General features: G+C 32.8%; 26 protein-coding genes, 1 other RNA gene and 1 pseudogene. 24 read left to right on the top strand and 4 right to left on the bottom strand.

Annotated features, from left to right (window positions below; genetic code table 11):
* Positions 1–268: 268 nt before the first annotated feature.
* Positions 269–628 carry a BlaI/MecI/CopY family transcriptional regulator gene (locus BUB48_RS16025; RefSeq protein ID WP_073027645.1) on the top strand — a complete coding sequence of 120 codons (360 nt, stop codon included), beginning with the start codon at positions 269–271 and terminating at the stop codon, positions 626–628.
* A gap of 9 nt (positions 629–637) precedes the next feature.
* Positions 638–2,224 (top strand): M56 family metallopeptidase, encoded by a 1,587-nt coding sequence (locus BUB48_RS17625; protein WP_084524751.1) that lies wholly within the window; start codon positions 638–640, stop codon positions 2,222–2,224.
* Between the two features lie 95 nt (positions 2,225–2,319).
* Here BUB48_RS17625 and BUB48_RS16010 read toward each other — a convergent pair whose 3' ends face one another.
* The gene (locus tag BUB48_RS16010) at positions 2,320–2,607 is read right to left on the bottom strand and encodes a hypothetical protein (RefSeq protein ID WP_073027642.1); all 288 of its coding nucleotides are present in this window, start codon (positions 2,605–2,607) and stop codon (positions 2,320–2,322) included.
* A gap of 509 nt (positions 2,608–3,116) precedes the next feature.
* On the opposite strand from BUB48_RS16010, the gene BUB48_RS16005 reads away from it, so the two are divergent.
* The 10 genes from BUB48_RS16005 to BUB48_RS15955 all read left to right on the top strand — a co-directional run bounded on the left by BUB48_RS16005 (position 3,117) and on the right by BUB48_RS15955 (position 12,888).
* Positions 3,117–4,499, top strand: a complete 1,383-nt coding sequence (locus tag BUB48_RS16005) for a TldD/PmbA family protein (protein WP_073027640.1) — start codon at positions 3,117–3,119, stop codon at positions 4,497–4,499.
* 12 nt (positions 4,500–4,511) lie between these two features.
* The gene (locus BUB48_RS16000; protein WP_073027637.1) at positions 4,512–5,864 is read left to right on the top strand and encodes a TldD/PmbA family protein; all 1,353 of its coding nucleotides are present in this window, start codon (positions 4,512–4,514) and stop codon (positions 5,862–5,864) included.
* A gap of 86 nt (positions 5,865–5,950) precedes the next feature.
* An RNA gene (gene ffs / locus BUB48_RS15995) (signal recognition particle sRNA large type) lies at positions 5,951–6,218 on the top strand.
* A 440-nt stretch (positions 6,219–6,658) separates the two neighbouring features.
* On the top strand, positions 6,659–7,132 hold the full coding sequence (locus BUB48_RS15990) for a hypothetical protein (protein WP_073027635.1): 474 nt from the start codon (positions 6,659–6,661) through the stop codon (positions 7,130–7,132).
* A gap of 437 nt (positions 7,133–7,569) precedes the next feature.
* The gene (dnaX, locus tag BUB48_RS15980) at positions 7,570–9,204 is read left to right on the top strand and encodes a DNA polymerase III subunit gamma/tau (RefSeq protein WP_175548447.1); all 1,635 of its coding nucleotides are present in this window, start codon (positions 7,570–7,572) and stop codon (positions 9,202–9,204) included.
* Positions 9,205–9,369: 165 nt separating this feature from the next.
* A complete protein-coding gene (locus BUB48_RS15975) occupies positions 9,370–9,711 on the top strand; it encodes a YbaB/EbfC family nucleoid-associated protein (RefSeq protein WP_073027627.1) in 342 nt (113 codons plus the stop codon).
* Positions 9,711–10,310: a recombination mediator RecR gene (gene recR, locus BUB48_RS15970; protein ID WP_073027625.1), complete on the top strand. Its 600-nt coding sequence runs from the start codon at positions 9,711–9,713 to the stop codon at positions 10,308–10,310. The genes BUB48_RS15975 and recR overlap by 1 nt, the downstream gene beginning before the upstream one ends.
* Before the next feature lie 997 nt (positions 10,311–11,307).
* On the top strand, positions 11,308–11,727 hold the full coding sequence (locus BUB48_RS15965) for an EamA family transporter (protein ID WP_073027623.1): 420 nt from the start codon (positions 11,308–11,310) through the stop codon (positions 11,725–11,727).
* 100 nt (positions 11,728–11,827) lie between these two features.
* Positions 11,828–12,193 carry a YkvA family protein gene (locus BUB48_RS15960; RefSeq protein ID WP_084524749.1) on the top strand — a complete coding sequence of 122 codons (366 nt, stop codon included), beginning with the start codon at positions 11,828–11,830 and terminating at the stop codon, positions 12,191–12,193.
* A gap of 95 nt (positions 12,194–12,288) precedes the next feature.
* Complete coding sequence (locus tag BUB48_RS15955) at positions 12,289–12,888, top strand: putative immunity protein (RefSeq protein ID WP_073027618.1); 600 nt, start codon at positions 12,289–12,291, stop codon at positions 12,886–12,888.
* Between the two features lie 111 nt (positions 12,889–12,999).
* On the opposite strand, the gene tnpA is transcribed toward BUB48_RS15955, so the two are convergent.
* Positions 13,000–13,260, bottom strand: coding sequence for an IS66 family insertion sequence element accessory protein TnpA (gene tnpA, locus BUB48_RS15950; RefSeq protein WP_073027615.1), 261 nt, complete (start codon positions 13,258–13,260; stop codon positions 13,000–13,002).
* A gap of 147 nt (positions 13,261–13,407) precedes the next feature.
* Here tnpA and BUB48_RS15945 point away from each other — a divergent pair, with 147 nt between their 5' ends.
* The 10 genes from BUB48_RS15945 to BUB48_RS15900 all read left to right on the top strand — a co-directional run bounded on the left by BUB48_RS15945 (position 13,408) and on the right by BUB48_RS15900 (position 21,861).
* Positions 13,408–14,298, top strand: a complete 891-nt coding sequence (locus BUB48_RS15945; RefSeq protein WP_073027612.1) for a hypothetical protein — start codon at positions 13,408–13,410, stop codon at positions 14,296–14,298.
* Between the two features lie 917 nt (positions 14,299–15,215).
* The gene (locus BUB48_RS15940) at positions 15,216–15,428 is read left to right on the top strand and encodes a hypothetical protein (RefSeq protein ID WP_073027609.1); all 213 of its coding nucleotides are present in this window, start codon (positions 15,216–15,218) and stop codon (positions 15,426–15,428) included.
* A 360-nt stretch (positions 15,429–15,788) separates the two neighbouring features.
* The gene (locus BUB48_RS15935; RefSeq protein ID WP_073027606.1) at positions 15,789–16,268 is read left to right on the top strand and encodes a hypothetical protein; all 480 of its coding nucleotides are present in this window, start codon (positions 15,789–15,791) and stop codon (positions 16,266–16,268) included.
* Positions 16,268–17,209 (top strand): hypothetical protein, encoded by a 942-nt coding sequence (locus tag BUB48_RS15930; RefSeq protein WP_073027604.1) that lies wholly within the window; start codon positions 16,268–16,270, stop codon positions 17,207–17,209. The genes BUB48_RS15935 and BUB48_RS15930 overlap by 1 nt, the downstream gene beginning before the upstream one ends.
* Positions 17,210–17,224: 15 nt before the next feature.
* Positions 17,225–18,106: a hypothetical protein gene (locus tag BUB48_RS15925; RefSeq protein ID WP_073027602.1), complete on the top strand. Its 882-nt coding sequence runs from the start codon at positions 17,225–17,227 to the stop codon at positions 18,104–18,106.
* Between the two features lie 28 nt (positions 18,107–18,134).
* Entirely contained in the window at positions 18,135–18,626 is a 492-nt protein-coding gene (locus BUB48_RS15920) for a hypothetical protein (protein WP_073027600.1), read from the top strand.
* Positions 18,627–18,668: 42 nt separating this feature from the next.
* Entirely contained in the window at positions 18,669–19,814 is a 1,146-nt protein-coding gene (locus BUB48_RS15915) for a DUF4238 domain-containing protein (protein WP_073027597.1), read from the top strand.
* Between the two features lie 9 nt (positions 19,815–19,823).
* The gene (locus tag BUB48_RS15910) at positions 19,824–20,174 is read left to right on the top strand and encodes a hypothetical protein (protein WP_073027595.1); all 351 of its coding nucleotides are present in this window, start codon (positions 19,824–19,826) and stop codon (positions 20,172–20,174) included.
* Between the two features lie 85 nt (positions 20,175–20,259).
* A complete protein-coding gene (locus tag BUB48_RS15905) occupies positions 20,260–21,075 on the top strand; it encodes a DUF2971 domain-containing protein (RefSeq protein WP_073027592.1) in 816 nt (271 codons plus the stop codon).
* A gap of 477 nt (positions 21,076–21,552) precedes the next feature.
* On the top strand, positions 21,553–21,861 hold the full coding sequence (locus tag BUB48_RS15900) for a hypothetical protein (protein WP_073027577.1): 309 nt from the start codon (positions 21,553–21,555) through the stop codon (positions 21,859–21,861).
* 292 nt (positions 21,862–22,153) lie between these two features.
* Here BUB48_RS15900 and BUB48_RS15895 read toward each other — a convergent pair whose 3' ends face one another.
* Positions 22,154–22,429: a hypothetical protein gene (locus BUB48_RS15895; RefSeq protein ID WP_073027574.1), complete on the bottom strand. Its 276-nt coding sequence runs from the start codon at positions 22,427–22,429 to the stop codon at positions 22,154–22,156.
* Between the two features lie 138 nt (positions 22,430–22,567).
* Here BUB48_RS15895 and BUB48_RS15890 point away from each other — a divergent pair, with 138 nt between their 5' ends.
* Positions 22,568–22,747, top strand: coding sequence for a hypothetical protein (locus tag BUB48_RS15890; RefSeq protein WP_073027572.1), 180 nt, complete (start codon positions 22,568–22,570; stop codon positions 22,745–22,747).
* Positions 22,748–23,291: 544 nt separating this feature from the next.
* On the opposite strand, the gene BUB48_RS15885 is transcribed toward BUB48_RS15890, so the two are convergent.
* Complete coding sequence (locus tag BUB48_RS15885; protein WP_073027569.1) at positions 23,292–23,687, bottom strand: four helix bundle protein; 396 nt, start codon at positions 23,685–23,687, stop codon at positions 23,292–23,294.
* A 526-nt stretch (positions 23,688–24,213) separates the two neighbouring features.
* Between BUB48_RS15885 and BUB48_RS15880 the strand changes: the two are divergent.
* Positions 24,214–24,559, top strand: a pseudogene (locus tag BUB48_RS15880) (ParM/StbA family protein); the annotation flags it as partial.

Raw genomic sequence — 24,559 nt, 5'->3', positions numbered from 1 at the left:
AAAGTATAAGTTTTTAATTTATACTTCGTAAAAGCATTTCAAGAAAGGCTTCCTTGATTGTTATAAATATTTCTAAAGGAAGCCTTTCTTATAATTTTTATTGTGCGTTTCCTTAGAATCAGGAGTACGCTTAGAGGTTCTTGTTACAGAGGAATAAGGAATTGGAAAATTCTAATATTGTTAACAAAATATGTTGATAATTATATCTACATGATGTAGAATAAAATTAAACTACAAGGCGTAGATTAAGAAAGGAGATTTAGAAAAGATGCAGCGTATATCTGATGCAGAAAGATTAATAATGGAGATTATTTGGAAGGCAGGACGTCCTATGACTACATTGGAAATCATTCAACGCTTGCCACAGGAAAAGACATGGAAGCAAAATACGGTAGTTACTTTTTTATCACGACTAATTGAAAAAGGGATCATTAAAGCTACTAAGAAAGGAAAAGCAAATCTTTATGAAGCTTGTGTAACTGAACAGGAGTACCTTAACTTTGAGACAAAGCAATTTATAAAGGATGTTCACAAAGGGTCCATATTTGGCTTCATATCTGCGTTGTGTGACAACGGAGACATAACAAGAGAAGATATTGAAGCGCTTATGAAGCGTTTAAAAGAGTAGGTGACACCTATGCTAGCCAATTTGTATAATCATTTGTTTGTTATGTCGGTTGTAGCTGGAGGGCTATATCTAATACTTAAGCTTTTCGGTAGAATAACCATGAAACATTTTATGCCTTCTTGGCATTACTATACTTATACAGCGATTTATATGTTTTTTTTGCTGCCATATCATAAGCTTCTATCATTATTCAATTTTGACTTTAACCGGAATGTTAAAAATGGATTGGTCTTACCGGTTCTATCCTCCAATTTGGAATTACGCTACCTAGCCAATAATGGCTTAGTTGGAGTACCGGATAAAATAGAAAGCAGCTTTATGTTAAATATTGATTTTTTGGCTTATATCTTGCTTGCAGGCACATTGGTATTTATTGTTGCTGTGCTGATACAAAATGTTAAATTCCGTCGCCGTATTTTCAGTGTATGCAGATTGACAGATAAAGCACAGTTTCAAGATATTCTTTCAAGCTGCAAGCAAGAAATGGGGATATCGAAAGAAGTATTAGTATATATCTCTATTTACCCATGTACACCTTTTCTTTACGGTGTTTTAAAGCCCCGCATTATTTTGCCGGATATTGAGTTCACTGAGGAAGAACTAAAACACGTGTTCTATCATGAATTAACCCACTTGAAGCGATATGATCCATGGATTAAGTTTCTGTTGCTTTTAACAAATGCAGTTCATTGGTTTAATCCTTTGGCTTACATAATCAGAAATGATATTGATGGTTTATGTGAGCTATCCTGTGACGAAAGTGTTGTTATATCAATGAATGCGGCAGAAAGAAGGCGGTATTGTGAGATAATATTAAGTGTATTATGGCACTCTATAGGTCATGATGCAAAATTAGTTTCGGCTTTTAGTAACAAGAGGAAACAACTTGAAAGGAGAATGGATATGATCATGAAAATGAGAGGTTTGAAATATAAAAAAAGGGTTATTTTATTTTCCATGGTTGTGACGCTGACAATTGTGTCATTAGGTATTATTACAGCATATGCTTCTACTTCAAATAAGGCGGATCTAACAAGCCCATCAGAAGGAAGAAAACTAATTAACGGTGCAGAGCTTATTGATGCTGATAATAAAAGTTTAATAGGAACAGAAATAATAGATGCTGCTTTGCCTTTTATATCAAAAAGTTCGCCAAAGATATCTGATAGTGAAAAAACTATAGATTTTTACATGCCGGAAAATACCATTATTAAGAAGTTAGCAGACAATACTGTCTTACCACCTATCAGCATTACAAATTTTGAAGTTATAGACAATATTACTCCGGAAATAATTATGACCAACGGCAGTGCCGCTTTTTTTACAAAGAAAGGAGGCAGCGGTTGGTCATGCAAAGTCGGCGACAAACTTGTGTATGAATTTGAAAAATATGAGTCAAATGTAGTCAGTTCACAGACTATGATAATCGGATATGTTTTAGATGGAACATTATATCCAGGGGAGGAATTCAAGGGATTAAGCGGAAAGTATGAGTTGAAAATTGAAGAAGATGGAGATTACTATATTTATGTTATAAACGCTACATCCGATTATTTAGCATTAAAAAAAGGTAAAATCAATATTTTAAGACAGTAGAAATGAAAAGTGACACAAAAATCTCTATCAGTTGTTTCAAATAAAACCCTCATTAATAAGTAATAAAGGCTTTTATGGAAAGCCTTTATTACTTATTAATCATTCTGTACTTGTTGAATTTTAACATTTAATTCCTCGATTTCATCATATTTGGCTTTTATGCTATCACATATAGAAGCAATTTGGTCATTGGGAGACTCCAGTCCATTAGCATAAGCATTGTAGACCATATCTCCCATTTCTGTTTTCAGTTTTTTTATTTCTCCCTCTATTTGAGCAATTTGCAGCTTCAGCTTTCCTATTTCCATCATGTCTTGAGATTTATTGCCCACTGCTTTTGCAGTATTTAATGCTTTGTTTCCTAAATCCTTTAATAGGCTCATACATCCATCTCCTTTACTGGCATATAATACTAATTTATATTTCGACAAATAAAAGTATTATCCTGCAATACTAGTTATTGAACTTTAATTTTATATTCAACCCGGTTGTTATTTTTATCCTTTTGGATATGTCATAGTTGCTATCTGCTTCATAGTTGATTTTATGGATTCCTGAAAGCAGTTTACCCATTTTGATATTACATAGTCGGAAGATATGGTCTTCTTCTAATAGGTTTTGATTCGGAGGGAAGTAAGAGATTTTGCATTATCCAAGAGGATTTATAAACATCATGAAGATCTTTTGGCAAATGAATAAAAATTGCATAAATGAATATTCATAAAGCAGATAATAAAAAAGGCCTAAAAAAACAGAGATTTATTGAAATGTTAATTGACATTAAAATTTGCTTTTGGTTGTAAATAATTAATATATATATGGAAAACTACTGTGGTATAATGATATTTATAGAAATTGGAAAAAAACAATACTATTGCTGGGAGGGGTAAGTTTGATAGAAAGAGACTTAATAAAGGATATTTTAGGTAAAGCCCTGTCAACGGGAGGAGATTTTGCTGAAGTATTCATAGAGGATACGGAGAGAAGCTCTTTGGGTTTGGTAAACGGCAAAATAGAGACGGCAGTTTCAGGAAGAGATTTTGGAATAGGTATAAGAATATTCAAAGGATTGAGAAGTATATACGCATATACAAATGATACTTCAAGGGATTCACTTCTTCGTACTGCTTACAATGCAGCATTGGCCTTGGGAGAGGTAAGAGAAGACAAAGCTGTGGATATTATAGAGAGAGTAAATGCAAATATCCATCCTATATTATATGTACCCAGAAGCATAGATATTGCTAAGAAAGTGGAAAAGCTGAAGGAAGCATACAAGGCAGCAAAGGACTACAGCAATGAAATATCCCAGGTTATGTCCAATTATGTTGATGTAGATCAAAGAGTGGCTATAGCTAACAGCGAAGGTTTATATACAGAAGATAGGAGGATAAGAACCAGATTTGCAGTTCAAGCCATCGCCAGCGACGGGAAAGAAAATCAGACGGGATATGAGGCTCCAGGCAAAGGCATGGGTTTTGAATTGTTTGACATAATTGATGTGGCCCAATGTGGCAAGGAAGCGGCAAGAATAGCTGTTACCATGCTTCATGCGCCTTTATGCCCATCAGGCAAGATGGTAGTTGCCATAGATAACGGCTTTGGAGGAGTTATATTCCACGAAGCCTGTGGTCATTCACTGGAAGCTACTGCCGTAGCTAAAGGCAATTCAGAATTTGCAGGGAAACTGGGACAGAAGATAGCCTCCGATAAGGTTACTGCCATAGATGACGGTACTATTCCTAACGAATGGGGTTCTTTAAATATTGATGATGAAGGTAATCCCACCAGGAAGAATGTTTTGATTGAAAACGGCATATTGAAGGGTTATATGATAGACAAATTCAATGGAAGAAGGATGAATATGGAACCAACGGGAAGCTCCAGAAGACAGTCCTACAAATTTGCGCCTACATCCAGAATGACAAACACTTATATCGCTCCCGGCAATGACGAAAACCACGAGATAATCCAATCCATAGATTATGGACTATATGCCAAGAAAATGGGAGGAGGTTCTGTCAACCCCGTTACCGGAGAATTTAATTTTGCAGTATTGGAAGGCTATTTGGTGAAAAACGGCAAGATTGATACACCCGTAAGAGGTGCCACTTTAATAGGTAAAGGCTCAGAAATACTTAAAAGGATTGACATGGTCGGCAAGGAGCTGGATCTGGCAGCGGGAATGTGTGGCTCCATCAGCGGAAGCGTACCTACAAATGTAGGTCAGCCTCTTATAAGGGTATCGGAAATCACAGTAGGCGGAAGGGAATAGGAGGTGCTCTCTATGAATATAAAAGAATTTGTGGATAAACTGTTTTCCAAGGCTAAGGAAGCAGGATTTACTGAATATGAGGTATTCTATATAGATGGAGACAGTTTCAAGGTTACCATTTACAAGAGCGAAATTGACCAATACAGCATCAATTCTCACAAGGGATTAAGTTTCAGAGGATTGTACAATGGCAAGATGGGATACTCATATACGGAGGTTTTGGACGATTATGCCTTGGAAATGCTTATTAAAAATGCAAGAGAGAATGCATTGGCCATCGAAGATGAAGATGTTGACATAATTTATGGAGAACGTGATAAATATGCCGACATAAAAGGTTTCAATGAGGAATTGGATCAGATGAAGGCCGATGAGAAAATAAAAATGGCATTGGAGTTGGAAAAGGATACATTGGCCCAATGCAATAAGGTGAAGAACATAGAAGATTGTATGGTGGTAACAGTCGCAGGGGAAACAAGGATAATAAACTCTAAAGGCTTGGATCTTCAATACAAATCCAACGTCATCTATGCTGTGGTTGCACCTGTAGTTGAAGAGGACGGAAAGGTCAATACTGCTTATGCCTTCAAGGCATCTAACAATTATAGGGATATAGATACTAAGGCAATTGCAAAGGAAGCAGTGGAAGATGCCCTGGCTTATATGGGAGCAGAAAGCATTCCTTCAGGGAAATATAAAGTTATTATCAGAAACGATGTAATGGCGGATATACTGAGTACCTTTGCAGGTATCTTCTCGGCTTACAATGTGCAAAAAGGCATGTCACTTTTGAAAGGAAAAGTAGGAACAAAGATTGCATCTGAGGTTGTTACCATAATAGATGATCCACTTATGGAAAACGGTTTGGCTTCAGCACCTTTTGATTCAGAAGGAGTGGCTTGTTATACAAAGACAGTTGTGGAGGAAGGCAAACTTAATACCTTCTTATATAATCTGAAAACTGCCAAAAAGGACGGCGTAAAGTCGACAGGCAATGCTTCAAAGGGTTCCTATGCTTCAGCTGTAGGAGTTTCTCCAAGCAATTTTTATATAAAGCCCAGCAATAAAACAAGAGAGGACCTGATGGCTCATATGGGTGATGGAATATTCATTACTGAGGTTCAAGGATTACACTCCGGTGCAAATCCGATGTCAGGAGATTTTTCTCTTGCTGCAAAAGGTTTTGAAATAAAAAATGGTAAGATAATCAAAGCTGTTGAACAAATTACAGTGGCAGGAAACTTCTATAATGTTCTACAGGATATAGTGGAAGTAGGCGGGGACATAAAGTTTGGAATGCCTGCGGGAGGATACTTCGGAAGCCCAAGTGTCGTTGTGAGGGAGCTTGCAATAGCAGGAAAATAGAATATAATAGCCAAAACTATCCGTTGACACAGTGGATTATAAAATATATAATCTTATTTGTATCAATTAAATAGTTTAAAGCTTGGCCGTGCTAGATGGGGAGTTTGCGGTGCCCTGTAACCTGCAATCCGCAGAAGCAGGATCGAAGTCCTTTGCTGAGGCCGGCGTCTGTAAGGCCTGACCCTGATAAGTGGCGTTGATAATTGGGTCCTGCGCAACAGAAATTTATGAACCCCGTCAGGTCCGGGAGGAAGCAGCGGTAAGTAAACCCTTCTGTGTGCCGTAGGGATGCCTGGTTGGAGCTAACTGTCCGGGTAACGCTTGGAGATGCTTGTGTCGAAGGAAGGTGCACGGCCTTTATAATTTTTAAAAGTTCGTATAAATACGGACTTTTTTATAATGCCTAGGAAAGTATAAATTTCCTTAATTTGTACTTTCTGTTAAAAGCCTTTCTTATTTTTATATTTAAAGTCGAAAATTGCGACTTTTTTTGTTGACCCAATACATATTATACCATAATATGTGATAGCAGGATAAATTTACACATACTTCATAATTATATTTTGATTAACTCGTTATTCTTTATAAAATCCAGCTTCTTATAGTATTACTTTTGGTATGAGAAGCATGGAATTAGTGATAAGAAAACGAGTTATTTAATTTTTAGGCTGATAGGTGATATTATGGTAAATAAATAAACTTATTTTTAGAAACAATGCTTTTCAAGAATTAAAATTGGCCTACATAAAGGATGATGGGACAAAAAAAGATTACATAGCATATATACTGTTCCAATGAAAAAAACAGATGATGAAACATGGGAAGTAAAAATCAATAATGCAGGTGACTTGCTTTATAAGTTCATCAATGAAAAGAATTTTTGTATTAATGATCCATATGCTGATAAATACATATATATAGATGGAATAGGATATTGGTCCAAAATATACGATAAGCAAGTTGTTAAACATGTTTCGCTTCCAATCATTAATGATGTATTGATATGCAAAAATATAAATGACGAATATTTTCCCGTTGGAATTACAAATACCATCAATTCAATAGATTCTAAAGTAATTTGTTGGGCAGAAATTTCTAATATAAAAACCGATTTTTTAGTGAGTATGGTTTGGGAAGATCCTGATGGATGTCTTCTTACAGGTATAGATATGTTGATAGAAAAATATAGAAGAAAAGAGAGAAGAATATTTGGTGGTATAGATTTATCAAATATTATTGATTCACAATTTATCAAACAAGGAAATTAGCGAGTTCAGATCTATTTAAATGGGATATATTGCAAAAACACTAGTTTTGTTATTAAAAAGTTTAGGAATTATAGTATAAATAGGATATTTAAATAAAGTTCATTGGGGTGATGAAAAGATGAACATAGTATATTTTTTTTATAGATTTGTGTCATATTTTATTATAATGCTTCTCATTTTTTATGTTTTTTATAAGTTTAGGTCAAATAAGACACTTGAGTTTAAATATATCATTAAATATGCAATAATAGTAGCGTTAATTAATGACATTTCAGCTTTATTGAGAAAAATTTTATGAAAACATTGTGTTGATATTGCTTGCTAATTGATTACGGTAAAATTTTGCTTACCGGCTTTTTTCTTTTTTGCTTTTTTATTTTTGAAACAGGGAAAAATGTTATAATATATAATAGTTACATACATGAGGAGTTGATATAGTGTATACTGCATTATATAGAAAATGGAGACCAAAAAAATTTGAAGATGTATGCGGTCAAGAGCAGATAACCAGGATTCTGAAAAATCAGATCAAGACCGGTCAACTATCTCATGCCTATTTATTTTGCGGTACCAGAGGAACAGGTAAAACAAGTACTGCCAAACTCCTTGCAAAAGCAGTCAATTGCTTTAATCTTCAGGATGGCAATCCCTGTGACAGCTGTGAAAGCTGCATAAGCATAAATCAAGGAAATTCCATGGATGTTTTTGAAATAGATGCGGCATCCAACAGAAGAATAGAAGATGTGAGAGACTTAAGGGAAGCAGTTAAATTTGCCCCTGCCATGGGCAAGTATAAAGTATATATAATAGATGAAGTTCATATGCTCACCAATGAAGCCTTCAATGCGTTGTTGAAAACATTAGAGGAACCTCCTGCCTATGTGAAGTTTATACTTGCTACAACAGAACCTCATAAATTGCCGGCCACCATATTATCCAGATGTCAGCGATTTGATTTCAAGAGGCTTGTACAGGATGACATTGTCGGAAGATTGGAATATATATGTAAGCAAGAGAATATTAAAGCAGAAGAAGATGCTTTGAGGCTTATAGCAAGAAATTCTGACGGAGCCATGAGAGATGCCATAAGCATAATGGATCAATGTGCCGTGTTTGGCAAGATGGAAATCAAGTATGATGATGTTCTTAAGGTTTTGGGCATAGCAAGTGATGAATATCTTTTTAAAATGGCAGATGCAATATTGGATGGAGATTGCTCCGGTGCCATGCTGCTTGTACAGGAAATATCCCGACAGGGGAAAGACATGGGGCAGCTTGCCAGAGATCTTCTCAATCATTACAGAAACCTTTTGATGGCTAAACTGGTAGATCAATCAGAGGATGTAATAGATTTATCCAGGGAAACCATAGCCATGCTGAAAGAGCAAAGCAGCAGATATGGAAGAAATAATATAATCAGATGCATAGATATTTTATCGGACCTGACCTCTAATATAAAATGGGCACCCCAACCTAAGACTCTATTGGAAGTAGCAGTAATAAAAATGTGCAAGCTGGATAAAGACATGAGTCCCGAAGGCCTTTTGGCAAGAATTGAGAAACTGGAAGATATGCTGGCTAAAGGTGAGATATCCATAACTGCCGTACAGGAAGGAAAAAAGGCAAAGAAAGAAGAAAAGAAGGAAGATAAGAACATTGAGAAGAAAGCTTCTGAGCAATCAAAAAATGTGGAAATCAAGCCTGTACCTTCTGAAATAATTGAAAAATGGAATGGATTTATACAGGAAATTAAAAACAGGAAGAAAATGAAGCTCAGGACATATCTGGCACTATGCAAGCCAGCAATAGTAGATGGGGAGAATGTTCTTCTCTGTTTTGCCAGACAGGATTCTTTCTCAAAAGAATCTGTGGAAAAGGCTGATAACAGGAAGGAAATCGAGGCGATAGCCACAGAATACTTTGCAAAACCTATAAGGATAAAGGCTGTTTATGAAGATGAAATTGCTATAGCCAGTGAAGAGGCTAAAGCTGAATCAGAAGAAGATGACGTGGTGAAGAAAGCAATTGAATTATTTGGGGAAGACCTCGTTGAAGTAGTAGAAGAAGAATAGTATAATCATTATGATATATGATAATTGAACTATGAGTTCAGAAAGAGGGTTATGCTTCAGGTGTTGACTCGAGTCTCGTGTCAGGACCAGATATGATTACCCAAGGCTATGCAACTCGTATCAATGCTTAATATGAATATTCGATATTTTTAAGGAGGAATAAATATGGCAAGAGGCGGATTCCCAGGTGGAATGGGAAATATTAATAATATAATGAAGCAGGCTCAGAAGATGCAGCAGGAAATGTTGAAACTTCAGCAGGAAATCGAACAAAGGACAATAGAAGCAAGTGCTGGCGGTGGAGCTGTTACTGTGGTGATCAATGGCAAGAAGCAGATAGAATCTATAAATATAAAACCTGAAGTGGTGGACCCTGATGATGTGGAAATGCTCCAGGATTTGGTTATAGCAGCAGTAAATGAAGCAATAAGACAGGCGGATGAAATGATGACTCGTGAGATGAGCAAGTTTACTGGCGGTATGAATCTGCCCGGAGGTCTATTCTAATGAATTATTATGCAGCTCCTATTGCGAAGCTGATTGAAGCTTTTACAAAATTGCCGGGCATAGGCAGTAAAACAGCCCAACGATTGGCCTTCTATCTGCTGGATATGCCCCAGAATGAAGCTGAAGAACTGGCTTATGCCATAATAAACGCCAAGAGAAATGTGAGATACTGTGAGGTATGCTCTAATATCACTGATAACGACCGATGCAATATATGTTCTGATCCTAAGAGGGATAATAGTGTAATCTGTGTGGTTGAAGATCCAAGGGATGTTGTGGCTATGGAGAAGACTAGAGAATATAAGGGGCTTTATCATGTGCTTCACGGTGCCATATCTCCTATGGATGGTATAGGTCCTGATGATATAAGAATTAAGGAACTGTTGGCTAGATTGGGAGATGACAATGTGAAGGAAGTAATCCTGGCCACCAATCCAAATATCGAAGGAGAGGCTACTGCTATGTATATTTCAAAACTTATAAAGCCTCTGGGAATAAAAACCACAAGGATAGCTCATGGAGTACCTGTTGGCGGTGATTTGGAGTATGCAGATGAAGTAACCCTGATGAAGGCTCTTGAGGGAAGAAGAGAGATATAGGATTATATGTACTTGTGTATAACCAAAATAAACTCCTATTATTTTGCAAATTATCGATAGGAAGAAAATAAAGTTCTTGCAGGAAACATGGTTTATTAGGGTAAAGGAAAGCCCTGTAAGCCATGTTTTTTTATGTATTAGTTTTAAGGGATAAGGAACAAGGAATAAGGCTAAAAGCCAGAAAAATCAATGGATTAGAAGATTGAATGGAAAAGAAAATGGAGAGGAGAAATGGAAATAAAACTCCTTAATCCTTCCCCCTTAACCCTCAATCCTAAAAGCACTTTATTTTCATTTTTTGCCCCAAAAATTGAGGAATGAAAGGACTTTAAGAGATAGGAAACAGGGAAAAGGGTATAAATGGGAAATTAGGGACAAGATAACAAGACAGTGGTATCAAGGGTTTGAGGGGTGTTGGTGAGAGAACTTTATTTGAAAAAGGAAAGGAGTTTGTTTGGGTTACATATAGTTAGGATTAAGGAGAAAGGGGTAAGGAAAATAGGAAATAAATTAGGCTAAAAATAGGGATTAATTAGTTGTTGCAAAAATAAAATAAAGTAGTTTTATTTATAGGGATAAGGAATAAGGGAAAGTGTTGAAAATACTGGAGTTAATAGAGTGTCAAGACACAAGGAAAATGGGGATTAAAGGGAATTTGTAATAGCACTTTATTTGCATTTTCTATGTAACATGACTTATTTTTTCTGTTTTCAAAACTCATATTGATAATAATTTAGAAACAGAAAATATTTTTACTACAATAAAAGTTCCATCAAAATAAAAATAAAGTTGTATTATTTATATTGAAGTACAATAGACCATCTTAAGTTTATCATTGGGCTTTGGAGATTATTTTGAGGATGGTTACTTGTAAGAATATAGGTGCTTTTATATATTGCATGGTGTAAAATAAAAATATAGGTTATTGGTGTAGGTTAAAGTGATTAAATATTGGAGAGTGATGTTATATGCTTTTAAAGTTAAAGGAGGAATTTATATGTGGTTTATATTTGCATTGTTATCAGCAATATTTGCTGCACTGACATCTATACTTGCTAAGATAGGTATTGAGGGGATTAATTCCAATTTAGCAACTGCAATACGTACAGCGGTTGTTTTAGTGATGGCATGGGGTATGGTTCTTATTACAGGAACACAGAGCCAAATTACTGGCATCAGTAGGAGAAGTTGGATATTTTTGATTTTATCGGGTATTGCAACAGGATTATCTTGGCTTTGTTATTATAAAGCATTACAAATTGGGGATGTTTCAAAGGTTGTTCCAGTGGATAAATTTAGCGTTGTTATTACAATGATACTCGCTTTTATAGTATTACATGAAGCCCCAACTACTAAAACAATTATTGGTGGTATATTTATTACAATCGGCACATTTATAATGATTTTACGAGGATAAATCTAAATGATAAAACTAAGTTAGTTCTTAACATTCTTTTAATACGACTCTGTAGAATTATGCGAAGTAGACAATTATTTTCATGGAATCGAGGAATATGATGAATCTCAGAGAAAGGGCAAAACAAATAAAAAAAGATATACCTGCTGTTTTTTTATTACTAAAGAAAAGGAAGACCCCGTGGTATGCCAAGGCATTGGCAATTTTAACGATAGGTTATGCTTTATCTCCGATTGACTTTATTCCCGATTTTATCCCTGTTCTTGGCTACCTTGATGATGTAATAATACTTCCTTTAATGATAATAGTTACGATAAAGTTAGTTCCAAAAGAGATAATTGAACAATGCCGTATTGAGTCTGAGCAACTCTGGAAAGACGGCATGCCTAAAAAGTGGTATTACGCGATACCTATAGTTTTAGTTTGGTTATTAATCTTTGTTATAATAATAAAAGCATTTATATGATTTATTTATTTTGTATTCTTCTTATAATTTATAATATGACTTTGTAGGAGATTGCGAATTAAAGGCTATTTATAATCTGAGAAGGAATCAATGTTATGTTTACAGACGTAGAAATTAAATTAAAAAAAGGAAATAAAATATTGTTTTCTCGTGATAGTGAATGCTTACAAGAATTGATAAAACTAATTCAATTGCAAAAACACCGAACCCTTGTAATGTGGGCGCTGGATTGCGCAAAAGTGCCTTTGAAACAATTTGAAGCAAAGTATCCCGATGAACGCAGACCTAGAATCTGCTTGGAACTTTGCGAGGCTTGGGCAAGGGGCAAAATTAAAATGCCCATTGCAAAACAGGCAATTTTAGATTCACATGCTGTGGCAAAAGAAATTAATGACAGCGAATATGCTGCTTTATGTCACGCAATTGGTCATGCTGGAGCCACCGTTCATGTAGAAACACACGCTTTGGGTTTGCCTTTTTATGAATTGACGGCAATAGTCTTAAAATATGGAAAAGATAACTTTCCAAAACCAGTCAGCGAAAAGATAAATTACTATCATAACCGCCTGCTGTACTGGCAAGAAAATACCGATAAACTTGGACTTGATTGGGCAGACTTTTTATTAGATGACACCAGACCTAACAAAGAAAGATTGTTAAGCGATAAACGAAAGTTAAAACAGCAAGAATTATAGGCATAACCTTTTTTCGTATTTTTCTTATTATGCAAGCAAAGCGAATAAAAGGTAAGCGGTTAATGTTTCTTCACATTGTAAGCGGTTAATATCTCGTCACATTGACATAGGTTAATTGCTTTTCTTTACATAGCAGTTTTCGGGAAGATTCCCCCACGGGAGAAGAGAGTCAAACACATCAGGATTATTTTTAAAATCCTCTTGGGTTTCTTTTTCTTTTACACCGGTTTTGTCCCTCAACTTCTTTTGCCAGTAATAGAGTGCGTTCTCCGATACTCCTTTTGATTTACACCGTGCTTTTGCTGTCATGCCACCTTCTCTGTATTCTCTAAGCAATTCTTCCCATTGTTCTTCGCTGTATTTTTGACTCATTTTTTACACTCTCCTTATCTTATGATAAGGATATTATCTCATGTGTTGATTGGAGTTCGAAGGTGACGAGTTATTTGTCGCTTACGTATATTATTTATTAAAGTATGATACAATAGTTAATAAGAAATTATAGGGGGTATTTGGAATATGAAATTCAGAAAGCCTATAAGTTTACTGGTATTATGCATTGCTGCTCTGTCATTGATTGCAACAACATGTGGAATTTTTTCAAAACAAGGTCCTGGAGAACATTATTTTACATCAATACATGGTCAAACAATAACTATTTACGGTAAAGGAATATACGGCAACAATTCTGTATCAGCAGTCCTGCAAGCCATACCGCAGGATATTGTGACATTGGTTTTAGGCATCCCGATTCTTATAATCTCGCTCTTTATAGCAAGAAAAGGTTTAATAAAAGGAAGGCTGCTTCTGGCTGGAACATTGGGATATTTTTTAATTACATATATGATATATACATTTATTGCTATGTATAATAGGCTGTTTTTGGTATATGTAGCGCTTATGTCAGCAAGTTTTTTTGCATTTATATTAACTTTGCTGGCATTTGATGTTGAAAAAATGAGTTCCAATTTCAGTAATAAATTGCCAGTTAGATTTGCAGGGGGTTATCTGATGTTCTCTACAGTAATGATAGGATACTTGTGGCTCGCGAGAGTCATACCAACACTCATTGACGGTTCTGTACCTTTGGAAGTAGAACATGGTACTACTCTAACAGTTCAAGCATTTGACCTGGCATTCTTTCTGCCTGGGGTTTTTTTATCAGGATTGCTTTTGATAAAGAAAAAACACTTTGGTTATATGCTGGCACCAATTGCGACGGTCACTAATGTTTTGATAATGGCTGCGCTTTTATCAAAGGGAATTTCAATGAACCTGGCTGGAATAGAAGGAACTCTTCCAATGATTATTATGACGTCTTTATTTGACTTGTTAGCAATTGTATCTTTGCTTTTGATATTGAAAAATGTAAAGGAACCTGTGTACGCACATAAAAAGAAGGAATTTTAAATGTAAAAAAACAAGCATATACGGTAAAGTCGTTCCGTGTTGTTAACATAAAGCATATAAAAGCGTATTTATCTGCCTTTTTTAACAGCCTGCAGCCTTGAATCCCTGACATCATATATACCCTTGAACTCTTATATTTCAAGGCTTACAGCACGATGAAGTTAGGGAATGACTTTATTTACTTTTTGGAACAACAATATTTACATTTTGGAACAACTTACGCTGTTTTCATCACAAAACTTGAACCTTATCCCTTAAAAACTTAATCCTATCTGTGTAAATATAAAATAAACTCATTCCCTCCCCAACTCCGCAAACCCGCATGGTTGATGGATGGGATAAAATGGATGCAAATAAAGATGTTCCATAAAATAGATGATTAGATAGAATTAAATGGGAAAATTGGAAGAGAAAAAAGTAAATAAAGGCGTTCCGTAGAAGGGATAAGGAATAAGGGGAAAGGGATAAGGAGAAAAAGATAAAATCCTTCGTAATCCGCATGATAAGTGGATTATGAAGGATTGATTTATTTTATTGGATAATATCCTTACCCCTTAAACCTATTCACTTAATCCTGTTCCGAAGGAACATCTTTATTTTCAGCGGAACGACTTTATTTGCAATGGAACGAGTTTGTTTGATGTTTACACAGAAGGCAGGATTAAGGGGTAAGGGGAAAGGAATAAGGGTAAAGAAAACATTATTGATATCTGACATGGGAATATATAGGTTATGGTCGAAAGTACGGAAGAAATTTAGGCAAGAAGAAATAAAATTGTGGATTTATTGACAAATTTATACTTTTAATATACAATCTATAGTAGGATATACATTCTTAATGACTTATATATAGACTCACTTCGTTTGCTTCATATGAATATATCAACTACTATTCTTTTTAGAAAGGAGGCAGAATAATGCCATACTACTATGTTAATAACGACCAAACCAGAAATCCTGGTTTACATCATGAAGTACATACTGAGGAACATGCGAATGAACTGAATATTTCAAACAAAACATATCTAGGTTATTTTGCTAATTGTGTGGGTGCTGTAGAGAAAGCAAAAGAAATTTACAGTGACGCTGATGGATGCGCAACTTGTTGTCCACTATGTCATAAAGGATAAACTATATTATTTAATAACAAGTTTTTTAAAATATTTTAGAGAAGGAAATGTTATATTTTCAGGATTAGGCGGAAAAGGTGGGGCGTTTAGGAGTTAAGAAAAGAGATAAGAGTAAAAGGATGGAGAACGGCTGGAATTCGGAAGGAACATGAGGGAAATATAGAAATAGATTGGAGAATTTAATTGAGTCAGAATAAATATTTTTGCTAAAGGCTGGACGCCTATTTTCATAAACGTTCAGCCTTTTTTATATAGTGAAGTATTTACAATATTCACATTTTGACATGTAACATAAAGGAAGTTGTATGTTTTTGACGAAATATATAATATAAAAATTATTTATAGAAAGGAAGTTAAAACATGAACCAAAAAAGTCCGTTGTTAAAATATAGGATAGAATGTGACTGTAATGAAACTGCTGAGTTACCAAATAAAAGTTATGACTTTGTATCGGGGTTATGGGTTGATGAATCAGGAGAGCCGTTTATTAGAAAATATATTGAATCATCAAGTCTTAGTGGGAGAACAGAAACATTGATTACAAAGACACGGGAAGGTATTGATAGGTCAGAAAGGTCAAGGGGTATTGAAAACAATCTCTCCTTCGCTGATAAAACTTTAATTACTGAGACTAAGGAAGGAATAGACAAGTCAGAGAAAGGCTACGGGTACGATGAAAATATGCAAGAAAATAAAATGAATGCTTTTGGTGAAACATTAATAACAAGGACAAGAGAAGGAATAGATAGGGCGGAAAGGTCGGGTAGCAGTGATAACTTGCTTTTTCAAACTATAACCACTTTTACTAGGGAGTCTATAGACAGGAGTGAAAAATCATAATGTTAATATTCCCTAAAGTGTTATTTGTAACGAATAAAGATGATTTAGCAATAGATTATTTAATATACAAATTTATGGATAGAAAAATACCATATTTGAGATTAAACTCAGAAGATATTGTAGAATACAGCATAACCTACAATTTTGCTGATGATATTATTGTGATATATAACGATTATAAGTATAACTTTAGGGACCTACATTCAGTTTACTTTAGAAGGGCTCCTACAATATTTCCTAATTGTCAAAACTTAGATGACACTAATTTTATTAATGGAGAAAGAAGGGATTTTTTAGAAGGTCTGTATTTGGCATTAAATTGTAAATGGATTAATCCATTATTCTCTACATATAAAGCGGAAAGAAAAATATATCAGTTATCTGTAGCCAAAGAAGTAGGATTTAAGATACCCAATACCATTTTATCAAATGACCCTAAGCAGATAACAAATTTTATTAAAAATAATAGCAACTGCATTATTAAACCAATTTGTCATGGATTACAGATTACAAAGAATGGAGCATACTCAATTTATACTTCTGAAATTAAAGATATAGGCTGGTTGGAACAGGATGCAATTTTCGAATCTCCAGTTCTTATACAAAATAAAATAGAGAAATATCGTGATATTAGGGCAACTGTTATTGGCAAACAAATATTTGCAGTCGAAATAGAAACTAATGATATAGATAAAACTGATTGGAGAAAGCCTAATTTATTAAAAGATTACAAAGAGCATAAATTACCTGATGACTTACAGGCTTTAATCTTTGAACTGCATAAAAAATTAGATTTAGTATATTCGGCATTCGATTTTATATTAACTCCTGAAGGAGAATATTATTTTCTCGAAACTAACCCTGCTGGAGAATGGGTATGGTTGGAACGGGAACTTAACCTGCCAATTAGCGATGCAATTATTAGTGAATTACTGCACTGAAAGGGGGCTGAGGTTATGGATAACTGGCAAGATAAATACTTATGCCCTTTGATAGAAAGAGAAAAGTTTAGTTTGAAAAAGGTTAAGAAGTTAGTAGATGATTTTAGTTTCCTGTTTATACATTCGATATCTTTTCACGAGCCACCTAAAGAACCTAATGAAGAATTACCTGACTTTACATCTGAAGATACTGATATGGTATATAGTGTTTGCAGAGAATTTTATAATGATGCTAATGAGAGAATTGATAAATTAGAAGAAAAAGCGATAAAGTTATTGTCTTATGTTTCGGCTCTCTTTGCATTTATATCTTTTGCATTTATAAATACTTCAATTATCCTTACAAAATTAATATTGGCAATATCAATGGTGTTGCTAGTGTTATCAATGTTGATTTCCTTTAGGTGTGTTAATGTAAAAGGAAGGAAGTCATTTTTTGTACCAGATGTATTTGACTTCGAATCAGATATTCCTAAGGATAATTTCGATAAAAAGGTTATATCAAAGAAACTTTTAAATTCCGCAATCTATAATCAAAATATTGGAGACAATACCGCTGATATTTTAAAAGCAGCAAGATATATCTTGGCGCTGGCTTTGATTGTTAGTACAATTGGATTTATTACAGGTATTGGGGGTTATTTTAAAACTTCTGATGCTACTACAACAGTAAAAATAGAAAATCAAGTTGAATTAAAAGATATTCAAGGCAGATTAGATATTATGAATAAGACATTAGAACAAATTAGTAATAACATTAATAATTTAGATAATGAAAAGTTGCAAGAAGAGATTAACAGATTATCAAATGAATTAGAATTATATAAGACAAATTATGAAAGTTTGTTAAAAAGATTAGAAAATATAGAGAATAGCATTAATATAGAAGGTAATTAAATACTTATGAAAAAGGTAAGGTAAAGCAATGGGGGTATTTACTGTTCTTACAGACTATATTAAGAATACTTTTTCTAAACTAAATCAATATACAATATTGCAATTATTATGGGTAATTGCAATTTACTATTTTGTATTGAATTCGCTACTGGATTTTGCATCAACAATAGATGATATGACATTTAATATAACGAGTATAAAGGAAATTTTAGAATATAATCAATCAATTTTAGACTTCCTACAAAAATATGAAATTGTTTGGATAGAGTTAACGATTTTAATATTTTTCGCATCAATAATAGTGATATTGGTTACTCATATAATATTTGAAGATTATATATTTATTCGTTCTTGTAGTAGATATGGTGGAAACTTGAGTCTATGGTCGTTAATGATTTATGGTACTTATAAATTGTATATTTTTACTGGTTCATACTATGGTATAGTATTATTTGCTATTTCAGCAGTGGCACATTGGGTAAAAGAGAAGAAAAGCAATTTGCTTAGACGATTCTATTAAGCACAATAAATGAGATTTATTAAAAAGATGGAGTTGAGTAGCATGGGAGAACAGACAGTGATAAATCAACATTATATACCTCAATGTATTTTGGCTAATTTTGCAAATGATAGAAGTCAAGTATATGAAGCATTAGTAGATGAAAAGAAGGTGTATCAAACAAATTATAGAAATTCCATGTGTGAAAGGTATACATATGAACATTCCATTATAGAAGTAAACTCTTTAGAAAAATATTTTGGAAGAATCGAATCCTATATTGGACCTGCAATGAAGAATATTATAAGTATTATAGAGAAGTATGAAAAAGGTGAATGTGATTTTGCTGATATACGGCATTTAATAGAGCGGTATATGAGAGAATTTATTATATTCTATTATAGGAGCGGTGCCCTTCTTCACGAGTTTTCCTTTGATAGAAAAAATAAAGAAGACAGAGTATTAGTTATGTTAGGCAAATTGCTAAATTCCAGGTATATAAGGTTATTAAGCAAGACAGTTATTAATTATTATGAATTTGCTGTAATAAAAAGTGAAAACAATGACTTTATTTTAAGCGACCAGTTTATTTCAACGGCTGCATTAGGAATAAAGAATAGATTTGCTAATATAACAAATAGACAAATTGGGTTAAAGAATGTAATAATATTAATTCCTATTTCAAGTAAATACTACGCTGTTTATTACAATGGAAGAATTCCAGATTACATTAATAGAGATTGTGTAAATACATTAAATGAAGAACAGATAAATGAAATAAATAGTGTAATTATTAATAATTCATATGTTAAATGCATTGGATATAGTAGAAATGCGTTGGACAAGGCTTTACTAAAATTCAAATTTGAGTCACCATCAGCAATATATGCAGGGTTTGAATCAGGAGCAACAATGGGTGCCACGTTAAAGAAAGAAGTATTCTTTTATGAAAAAGATAAGAATATATGGGAATTTTTTACTTCGATTATTTGGACAAAATACAGTGGCCTTAGAAGAAATGACAGATGCCTTTGTGGAAGTGGAAAAAAGTTTAAGAACTGTTGCATTGATTATTATCAGGGGGCTAAAAGAATAATGGACAGTATCATAAGTAATGAAAATACTTTAAACTATATGGTTTCTGAATATGCAACAGTGGAAATGAGTATTGACGAGTTTTATAGTCAGCCAAATAAAAAAGAGAAATGAGGTGGGAAAATGAAAGTAATAGAAAGCGAAAAGCAGTTTTATATTGCTCGGTTAAATAATTATTTGGCATTAATAAATCAAATATATTCCTACATAGATAAGAATGATAAAGAAATGGTACGGCTAAAATACAAGGAACTAAAAGATGGTTTAAAAGAAGATTATCATGTTTATAACACGCAAAGGGAATTAGAAAAGATAAGTGAATATGGTAAGGCTATGTACTATTCTTTGATTATAGAGCCGTACGTTAACATTAATGTAAGCACAAACGCAAGTCTCTCTAAAATTAAGCAGGCTGTTATAGAACTCGAATTCGAACTAAGAAATATATTGTATGAAATAGAAAGGGTAAGTTGACAGATTAATAGTAATTTTATAAAGAAGGCATCAAATGAATAACTAATATAAAATGTAATTTACGAAAGTTGGAGAAGGTTAAAAAATGGAGTGGTTTAAGGAGTTTCTTAGGTTATACTTTAGAGTAGGAATTGAAGAGGCCTATAAATTTAAATATAGAAACATACCGTCGAAACTGTATAAATATCAACCTTATAAAGAAAACAGGATATCGGCCATCATAAATAAAAAACTTTGGTTTAGCATGCCTAAAGATATGAATGACCCATTTGATTGTAGAGGAGTATGTTGGAATACTGATGAAATAGAAAATTTTCTAAAGACAAGAGTACATAAAGATAAAATAAAAGAGTTTGACTCAATAGACAGTATTGTTGAGGGTGCAATTGCTTCTTTAAGAAATAATATTAAAATTTCATGTTTTTCTGAAGAACTTTTTAGTATGCCTATGTGGAGCCATTATGCTGATAATCACATAGGGTTTTGTATAGAATACGATTTTACTCGATTAAGTTATGAGAATGATTTGACAAAATATTTATTTCCAGTTGGATATGATAGTCGTCGCTATGATATAACTAACTTATTTAAAAAGACATTTAATGAGCCTTATGACCCTAGAGTAATACTGCTCTGCTTCCTAATGAATCTAAAGCATAGTAGTTGGTCGTATGAAAAAGAATGGCGGATTATTAAAATGAGACTACCAGAAGAAAAAGAATTTACGAGCGGATTAGAAGATTGTCCTTTAAAACCTACTGCTATTTATCTAGGTGTGAATTTTGATAAAAATGAAGTGCATTCTGTGAAAGAAAAATTGAAGAATTTTGATATACCTATCTATGTACTAAAAGTGAGTAACTCTGAATTTTTTGAAATGGAGTTGGAATCGATAAATTAAATCCTTGCTCCTTATTCCTTATTACTATATCCCTACTATGTATACCCCAAAAAAACTCGTGTCACAAATAAAAAAGTAGTGTTAAAAATAAAAAAGTTGTGTTAAGAATCATGGTGAAAATAGGGTAGAAAACCTTATTGGAGCCATGATTTTTGTTTCGTTAGGGTTGAGGACTAAGGTTTAAGGGTAAAAGTATTAATTTTATTGGATTTGAAGGGATTATTAAAGAAAGATATTGATTAAAACTTTTCTCTTCTTTAGGAGGTGTATAGTATTTTCTGTTTTGAAACAGAGAGCATAACAATTAAAAAAGAAAAATAGGTTTATAGATATTTAAGGAATGCTTTTATATATATTATCAATAAATACTATAAAACCATTTGTTAGGATTGAAATAATAACAAAAATTGTGTTATATTGTAAATAAGTGGTGAAGTCTATGTTTATAAATGGTTTTTATATGAAAGGGTGAATGCTTTGGAAAGAAGAAAAGTAATAACTTTTTCAGACAATTTTTTTAGGAATTTAAAAGAATTTGGCTTGGATTTTAATAAGACGAAACAAAATATCCTTGACCATATCGAAGAAAAGGAAAAGGACTTGAGTTTGGGTCAAAGAAGGATATTTTATACTCCACATATAAAAAATGATAAAAAATATATGTTATTTGGTTATGTAACAAAAAAGGAAAAATCTATTCTTATAGAAGCCAACAGCATATGGGATAGAGGATTTAATCCAGAAGACATAATAGTTATAGAAACAGATATTAGGATAATTAAATAAAAACAGATAAAGTTAAGAAGGTTAATCAATGCCTAATGTATAATAATTATTTGATTATTGATTAGATATAAAAACATAAAATAACGGAGTTGCCTTTGCAACTCCGTTATTTGTTAGTATAATCTATCAATTTGCATAATTTTTCTATATTATATTTAAAATTCGAGAATAGGTTCAATTTTTTAGAATTATACTTATATTTATGTTATCAGACAATAAATAAAAAATAAATCAGGATTTGGTATTAAAGATTGAGAAAATTCATTTATAAACAATAAGCATTTATTAATCTTTAATAATATATAGTTATTATCCAGGTTAAGAATGCGAAAATAGAATGAAAGAAAGCACCAAATGCAACATGTTCTTTAAAAAAAGGTCTTGTTGATGGATTAGCCCAAATGCAAACTAAATAAACGAAGTATAGGATTATCCAGATTGAAATATATATCTTTTTAAATTTCCTTTTCTTAGAAACAGACCATTTTTCTTTTTTAAAAAACGAATCAAAAAAGACAATATATCCAGTAATTGCACATATTATTGCTAGCACATATTTATCTATCATAAAACCCCTCCATAATTGTTTTTTGTATTCTTATTATTAAAAATAATTGTTAGAGATTTCAAGTTCAAATGATTATTTATTGTTTGTTGAATTTTTAATCTTTTTTATAGAGTATTATAGGTTTAAAGTGTAAAATATTTGCCCATGAGATTAACGATAAACGAAAGAGAGAAAGGCTATATAGAGGAATTAATATGGGATGATTTCAAAAAAGTGGCCAATCTTGCAAATGAAAAAGATATTATCAAGGCTGACTCTATAGAGATTACTAAAGATAATAAATATGAACAAATTATTATTGCTAAACAGAGAACATGAAAACGATTAGAAATTTGGGTTGAATAAACGAATTTAGGTTAAAGGGGTTATAGTGTACGTTTCGGGAATTTTATGTACGTTATGGGCATTTAAGGTACATTACAGGACTTTTAAGTATATTACGGGAATTTTGAATACGTTATAGGAATATTTAAATATTATTGTGGAACTTTAGTAAAATTAAGAAAAGACCTAATAAAAATTCAAAAAAGAAAGTATCAATATAATGTTAATACCTTCTTTAGATATATACGCCAATTTTATAAGACACAAAGTAATAGTAGTATAATTTATATAATAAATAGATACATGTAAATAAGATTTAACATAATTTGATTAGGGCATTTTATGTACGTTACGGGAATTTCATGATAGTTATAGTTTTTTTATTTAATCATTATATTTTCATAAAATTGAAAATATAAAATTCAGATTATCATGTTAAAAAAATTTTTTCTAAGTAAATATTAATTTTTATAAAAAATTGAGACGTTGGTTCAAAAGAAAGAAACCCTAACCCTTGTTATACCATTTTTGGGAATTGCTAAAAATCCATATCATTTCCTGCCTTCAATTTCAACTTTTTTATGTAGCCATATAGCATTTTGATAACCTCAACTAGTTTTGCATCTAGAGAATCATATTTCTCCTTATGTATATAATTATTTTGATAAGCAGTAAGAAGATGATTTCTACATTCTCCTGCACTACCAAGAGCGCTGTTGGCGTGGAAGAGTTCCCTTTTTACGAATAATTGGGTATTTCCCTCAGCAATATTTGCCCCAATACTGCGACTGGCTCTAATTAATTGGTCTGTAAGCCTATATTGTTCATAACTTGGGAAGCCTTTAACCAATTCCCCTATCTCCTGCTCAAGACTATTTGCTTTCTGCCAAACCTTAAGCGTCTTAAAATCCCTTATGACTAAAACATTGCTCATGAAAATTCATCCTTTCAAATAATAAATTTTTCCAAATTATACGAAGTACTAGGCAAAAGTCAAATTTTAATACTAAAATTTTTGTAAAACTATTTCTAAAAGGTTAAGAGGCTTAAGGAAATAAATAATGTATAATTAATCCTTAGCCCTTACACCTTAGAACTAATATCCTAGTATGTTTTTTGTCGCTTAAAAATCTATTTAAGCATTGTAATATCAAGGATTTGGGCAAATTTACTAAATACATATATAATATATGGAAGGAATAAGAAGAAAGGGAAAAGGATTTAAGGAAAAGATGATAAAAAACACTTGAAAATGTATTTGATGATTTAATATAAACTAATCGCCCATTAATAAAAAGGTATTTTACTAAATCAGTATTGAATACCTCCGTTACAATATATTTGTATGCTTACCTAATTTGATAGGTGAGCAATTTTTTTATTATAGAAATACTTGAAATTATAAAAAATGATTAAATATAAAGAATTATAACTATATATTGAAGAATGGAGGAATTTGTATGAACAATAGGATTTTATTAGGTTTAGACAATGGTAACAAATGCATAAAAACAAGTGAAGGTTACATCAGTGAGGCGGGATTCATAAAATCTAATAATGAACCAATCTCAACAAGCAACTTGTTAATTTATGAAGGTAAGTTTTACAGTATCGGGAGCAGCAGATTAAGTGTTCAAATGGATAAGACAGTCAATCAGGATGCTTTCATCTTGTCATTGCCTGCAATTGCAGATGCGATAAATAAAGTAGGAGTAGAAGGTGATGTGGATGTAATCCTGGGAGTAGGGCTCCCGATAGTCAATTATGGAACTCTTAAGAAAAAGTTTCGGGAATATTTTTTAAGGC

It is taken from the genome of Lutispora thermophila DSM 19022 (assembly GCF_900142105.1).
GTDB classification, from domain to species: domain Bacteria; phylum Bacillota; class Clostridia; order Lutisporales; family Lutisporaceae; genus Lutispora; species Lutispora thermophila.
The sequence above is the reverse complement of the archived record's forward strand: the minus strand, read 5'-3'. Positions and strand labels throughout refer to the sequence as shown.